The 5567-nt window shown below is 58.5% G+C and carries 3 protein-coding genes; all 3 read left to right on the forward strand.

Annotated elements, in window-relative coordinates; all coding sequences use genetic code 11:
* The first annotated feature begins 579 nt into the window (after positions 1-579).
* The 3 genes from GOB85_RS18275 to GOB85_RS18285 all read left to right on the forward strand — a co-directional run bounded on the left by GOB85_RS18275 (position 580) and on the right by GOB85_RS18285 (position 5449).
* Positions 580-2343 (forward strand): hypothetical protein, encoded by a 1764-nt coding sequence (locus tag GOB85_RS18275; protein ID WP_173578801.1) that lies wholly within the window; start codon positions 580-582, stop codon positions 2341-2343.
* 33 nt (positions 2344-2376) lie between these two features.
* A complete protein-coding gene (locus GOB85_RS18280; protein ID WP_173578802.1) occupies positions 2377-4074 on the forward strand; it encodes an alpha-keto acid decarboxylase family protein in 1698 nt (565 codons plus the stop codon).
* A gap of 79 nt (positions 4075-4153) precedes the next feature.
* Positions 4154-5449: an MFS transporter gene (locus tag GOB85_RS18285; RefSeq protein ID WP_173571186.1), complete on the forward strand. Its 1296-nt coding sequence runs from the start codon at positions 4154-4156 to the stop codon at positions 5447-5449.
* Positions 5450-5567 lie beyond the last annotated feature (118 nt).

Below are 5567 nucleotides of genomic sequence, written 5' to 3' on the forward strand. Positions count from 1 at the left end.
TAATACCGGAGGGTCTGGGCTTTGATCTGTGTGAGACAGGCCGGTGCAGGACCCGGCAGGGCTCTGCCCTGGAACCCGGCAAAGGCTCGCCTTTGCAAACCGTTTTATGATCAGCAAACCGGGGTGCAGGGGCCTGCGGTCCCTGTCGGATCCGGGCTGAGTCCGGATACTCTCAACCGCAGGTCAGTCTTCACAACCTCTGGTGTAATAGAGTTGCCTGGCCTCTTTCTGTAATATTAAGATCATTTGTATTTTTTCGATTTAATGTATTCAGATGTGATGCTTTCTTAAATTCGGAAAACCCGTTTCCGAAATGCGCAGGAAGTTTTCGTTCCGCAGATCTGATAATATTTCTCGTTTTTCCAATGGCCCTGTCAGAGCCACTCGTGGCCGCCACCCTGTCGAAACTGATAGCGAATTCGGAATGATGACATTTCAAAAAAAATCTCTTTTCTTGATGCGTATCAAATACGCGCCCGTCGCAGGGCGTTAGAACACGCGCCAATGACAGAACCATCGCAGCCCCATCTCCGTGTTTTTTTGAAGCGAAATATTTTCGTTTTGTGCGCGGGTGCGGGGATGCTGGCATTTTTCAGCCCCTCCGCCCGGGCAAACGATGACGACGATGAACTCACCGCCATCAAAGAGCAGATCCACGCTCTTGAAAGCAGGGTTGTCGCCATCGAAAAGCATCGCCACGGACAGCGGGTAACCAGTGGTAAAGGGCGCCAGAGTATCTCCGGCCTGACACGCCAGTCGTCTGCGAGCCTCAAGAAACCACTCGATCCGGCAAACGGTGACGGAGAGACCCCGGTTGAGCCACAGGCAGAGTTTTCTGCCGGAAAACCACGTGAGCCATTCTTTTATTTCGGTAGCCCGCAACAGTCCGGCGGATCGCAACAGGCTGTGGCGGATGAGAGATCATCAGTCGATCTCAGTTCCTCCAGCCCCCTGGCCATCACGCAGACATCGGTCGATCGCCTGCCACCCGTGTTCAGCATCGGCAATATTTCTGTCAGAATTGGCGGTTTTCTTGAGCTCTCAAATATCTGGCGTGACTCAAACCTGACCAGCGGCCCCGCCACGGCATGGAATAATTTCCCCTACGCAAACAGTCCCAATCACGGGCTGAGCGAAGAACGCCTCTCCGCTCAGCTTAGCCGCCTGTCCACTTTGCTTGAGGCTAATCCGACCCCGTCCACCCGTCTTCAGGCCTATATCGAGTCCGACTTCGGAGGCTCGGGGGGCTCAACAAACAGCGTGCAGATCAATGGATATGTCCCAAGACTGCGTCAGGGATATTTCACCTTCACGCAAAAAGACTGGGGCTTCCATCTTCTCATGGGGCAGGCCTGGAGCCTCGCGACTGGTTATGCAAAAGGCGTGTTGCCCAGAAATGAGCAGCTGCCCGCCGTCACCGATAACAACCAGATCCCTGGCATCACGTTCACCCGTGTCCCCCAGATCCGGATCGGTAAGGACTGGGGGCAGAAATACTGGCTCGCCCTCTCCATCGAAGACCCGCAGGCAACCGTGGCCTATTCCTCCACCGTCGCCTCGGGTGACAGACTGCCCGCAGTGGGAAGCAATACCGTCGGACCGCGCGTCTATTACGAAAACGCCGGCGGCGCCCTCCTCAATCCCGACACCCAGTACACTGATAACCCGGTGCCGGATATCATTCTGAAAAGCGCGGTCGATACGTCAGTGGGCCATTACGAAGTTTTCGGGCTGGCGCGCTGGTTCCGCTCGGTCATCCAGTCCCCCGGTGCGGCCCGCACACATAAGGACACACAGTTCGGCGGAGGCGTCGGCGGCGGTATGACCGTGCCGCTCGGCACGCCAAAACTCCAGCTGACCGGCAACGTCATTGCTGGCGAAGGGATTGGTCGTTACGGACCCACTCTCCTGCCGGACACAACATTCAACAGTCGCGGACAGCTTACCCCTGTCCCGGAACTGCGCGGTGCGCTGGGTCTGATCGGACACCCCGACAAATCGGTCCTGCTTTATCTGTACGGTGGTGTCGAAACGGCAGGACGCCGGCGATACACCGCCGCCAACGGAAGCCAGTATGGATACGGGATCACCGACCAGAATCTCAGCGGCTGCGACATCGAATTCGGAACCTGCAACGCGCAGACCCGGACACTCGCCTCGTTTACGACCGGTGGGTGGTGGCACTTCCTTGACGGCCAGTATGGCAGCGTCATGGCAGGTGTTCAGTATACTTATATCCGGAAATTTGCCTTTCGCGGCAATGATGGCATGGGCAACAGTGTCTACCCGACCACCACGGGTAACACGGTCTATGTCACGTTCCGATATCTTCCTTTCCAGTAATGGAAAATCAGAATTAAAACCGGAGAGACAGGTATGACCTACACAGTTGGCACTTACCTCGCAGAACGTTTCGCGCAGATCGGGTTGAAACATCACTTCGCCGTAGCCGGTGACTACAATCTCGTCCTGCTCGATCAGCTTCTGAAAAATAAAGGTTGCGAACAGGTTTACTGCTCGAACGAACTGAACTGCGGCTTCTCCGCCGAAGGTTACGCCCGCGCCAACGGCGCCGCGGCGGCCGTCGTTACCTTCAGTGTCGGCGCGCTCTCGGCTCTGAACGCCATTGGGGGCGCCTATGCCGAAAACCTGCCTGTCATCCTCGTCTCCGGCGCACCAAACTCCAACGATCACGGCAGCGGCCATATCCTCCACCACACCATCGGCAGCACCGATTACGGCTACCAGCTCCGTATCGCAAAGGAGCTGACCTGTGCCGCCGTGTCCATCATCTCCGCGGAAGACGCACCGGAGAAAATCGATTACGCGATCCGCACTGCCCTGCGTGAGAAAAAGCCCGCCTATATCGAAATCGCCTGCAATGTTTCCGGGCAGCCCTGCCGCGCTCCTGGCCCGATCAGCAGCGTCATCAATGAACCGGCTTCCGACGCTGACACACTGACCGCCGCCGTCAAAGCTGTCTCCGACTTCATTGAAAGCAGGGAAAAGCCCGTCATCCTCATCGGCAGCAAACTGCGCGCCGCCGGAGCCGAAGACGCCGCAATCCGTCTGGCCGACGCCCTTGGTTCCTGTGTCGCGACAATGGGCGCCGCCAAAAGCTTCTTCCCCGAAGATCACGCAAACTATATCGGCACATTCTGGGGTGATGCCAGCTCGCCGAAGGTTAATGACATCTTCAACTGGTCAGACAGCGTTCTGGCTCTCGGCTGTATCTTCAATGATTACTCGACCGAAGGCTGGACCGCATGGCCAAAAGGTGCCGGCGTCGTCAACGCTGATAAAGAAACGACAACGGTTGGCGATCAGTCCTTCAATAATATCCACCTGCGCGATCTTATCGACGGTGTCGCAAAGCACTTCGCCGGCAAAGCGAAAAAAGACGCGACCATGATCGAATACCGCCGTGTCGGTGGCGGCGTGACGGAAACAGCGCCTGAAGCCGGCAAAAAAGACAGCAAACTCACCCGCGAGCACATCCAGCGCGCGCTGCAGTCCATCGTCACAGCTGACACCACTATCTTCGGCGAAACCGGAGACTCCTGGTTCAACGTCAACCGCACGAAACTTCCCCGTGGCGCGCGCGTGGAATACGAAATGCAGTGGGGCCACATCGGCTGGTCGGTGCCCTCCATGTTCGGATACGCCGTCGGAGCGCCGGAACGCCGCAATATCCTGATGGTCGGTGATGGTTCTTTCCAGCTCACCGCTCAGGAAGTCGGCCAGATGACCCGCCGCAAATTACCGGTCATCATCTTCCTCATCAACAATGGCGGCTACACAATCGAAGTGGAAATTCACGACGGGCCATACAACAACATCAAAAACTGGAACTACGGCGCCGTCATCGAAGGCTTCAACGCCGAAGACGGTAAAGGCAAAGGCCTCCGTGCGACAACATTCGGAGAACTGGATGACGCCGTGAAAACCGCACTGGCGCACAGAGACGGCCCGACCCTGATCGAATGCGTTATCCCGCGTGATGACTGCACGAGCGAACTCATCTCCTGGGGACGGCACGTCGCCACGGCCAACGCCCGCCCGCCCGCGAAATAAGCAACGCTCTTCGCCGCAGACAGGCGACCTTCGGGTCGCCTGTTTTGTCTGAACGCCAAACCCGATTTCCGGAACCCCCATGACCGCCACTCCGCCCCCGGCGACAGCATCGCCCGCAGCTTCCGCCACGCCCGCTCCGCAGCCGCAGAAACTTCAGCCCCTCTACGTGCTGGCCTGGTTTCTCTGCGCCCTGTTCTATTTCTATCAATACGCGATCCGCTCTGCCCCCGGCATCATGCAGAATGAGCTGACAGCGGCCTGGGGTAACAGCCATCTCGGGCTGATGATCGCGTCCTACTACATCGTCTACGCCCTCATGGCCCTCGTCGTCGGCGTCCTGCTCGACCGCTACGGCGCCCATGCCATCCTTCCGGGCTTCATCGCCGTCACCGGCGTCGGATGCCTCATCTTCGCTCAGGGCAGCGCTCCCGCCGGCGTCGGCGGCTACATCATCCAGGCCATCGGAGCCATCTGCGCCTTCGTCGGTGCCTCCTACGTCGCCGCCCGATACCTCCCGGCCCGAACGCTGGCTCTCTTCGTCGGCCTTACACAGTGCCTCGGCATGGCAGGCGCCGCTTTCGGCTCCAAACCAACCCGCATGCTCATCGATCCGCAGGGAAGCTGGCACGTCTCATGGCCACATATCTGGCTTGGTTTCGGCGTTATCGGCCTGATCCTCGCCGCTGCCGTCTGGGTCATCATGCCGCGCGATTCAGGGGACAGCACCCGGCATCACGGTGACCTTACCGCCGCCAATCTTCTCAGTCCGTTCAAAATCATCTTCTCCAACCCCCAGAGCTGGTGTGCCGGACTCATCGGCGGCCTTCTCTTCGTGCCCACAACAATCGGCGCACTCGGCTGGGGCGCTTCCATGCTGAGTGTCGGCGAACACACCACCATGGGCTTCGCCGCTTCCGATGTCTCCATGGTCCCCATTGGCTGGGTCATCGGATGCCCGCTGCTGGGATGGATCTCCGATAAGATCGGAAGACGTAAACCGGTTCTGTTCGGAGGCGCCGTCGTGCTGCTGGCAGCATCGCTCTGCGCCCTCTACGTGCCCGTCGGCATCATGCCAAAATATGTGGTCGCCCTCGTCATGGGCATCGCCTCCGGCGCCGCCATGATCCCGTTCTCCTCCATGAAAGAGGTCAACCCGCCCCAGGTCAAAGGCACCGCCGCCGGCGTCATGAATTTCCTCGTGTTCGGTACAACCGGCATCATGTCTCCCCTCGTTTCTGCTCTCATGGGCAAAGGCGAGGTGCTGAGCATGGCAGAATACCGGCACGCCTTCATGCCGCTCATCATTGGCATCGTCATTGCCATCGGCCTGTCCTTCTTCCTGCGCGAAACAGGCTGGGCTGCCCGAAAAGCGTAAACCGAACCGCGTATACCCGGAGAGGGGACGGCACTCCTCTCTGCCCGTTCGATACCTTCATAAATTGCAGTGCTGTTCACACGTCCTGTCAAAGGCTGTGAAGAGTGCGCCGTGAAGG

This window comes from Acetobacter fallax, assembly GCF_011516735.1.
Lineage (GTDB): Bacteria > Pseudomonadota > Alphaproteobacteria > Acetobacterales > Acetobacteraceae > Acetobacter > Acetobacter fallax.

What these genes read in the sequence shown, in the direction of transcription:
- GOB85_RS18275 (WP_173578801.1), top strand. Translation starts at nt 580, where the DNA reads ATGCTGGCATTTTTCAGCCCCTCCGCCCGGGCAAACGATGACGACGAT.
- GOB85_RS18280 (WP_173578802.1), top strand. Translation starts at nt 2,377, where the DNA reads ATGACCTACACAGTTGGCACTTACCTCGCAGAACGTTTCGCGCAGATC.
- GOB85_RS18285 (WP_173571186.1), top strand. Translation starts at nt 4,154, where the DNA reads ATGACCGCCACTCCGCCCCCGGCGACAGCATCGCCCGCAGCTTCCGCC.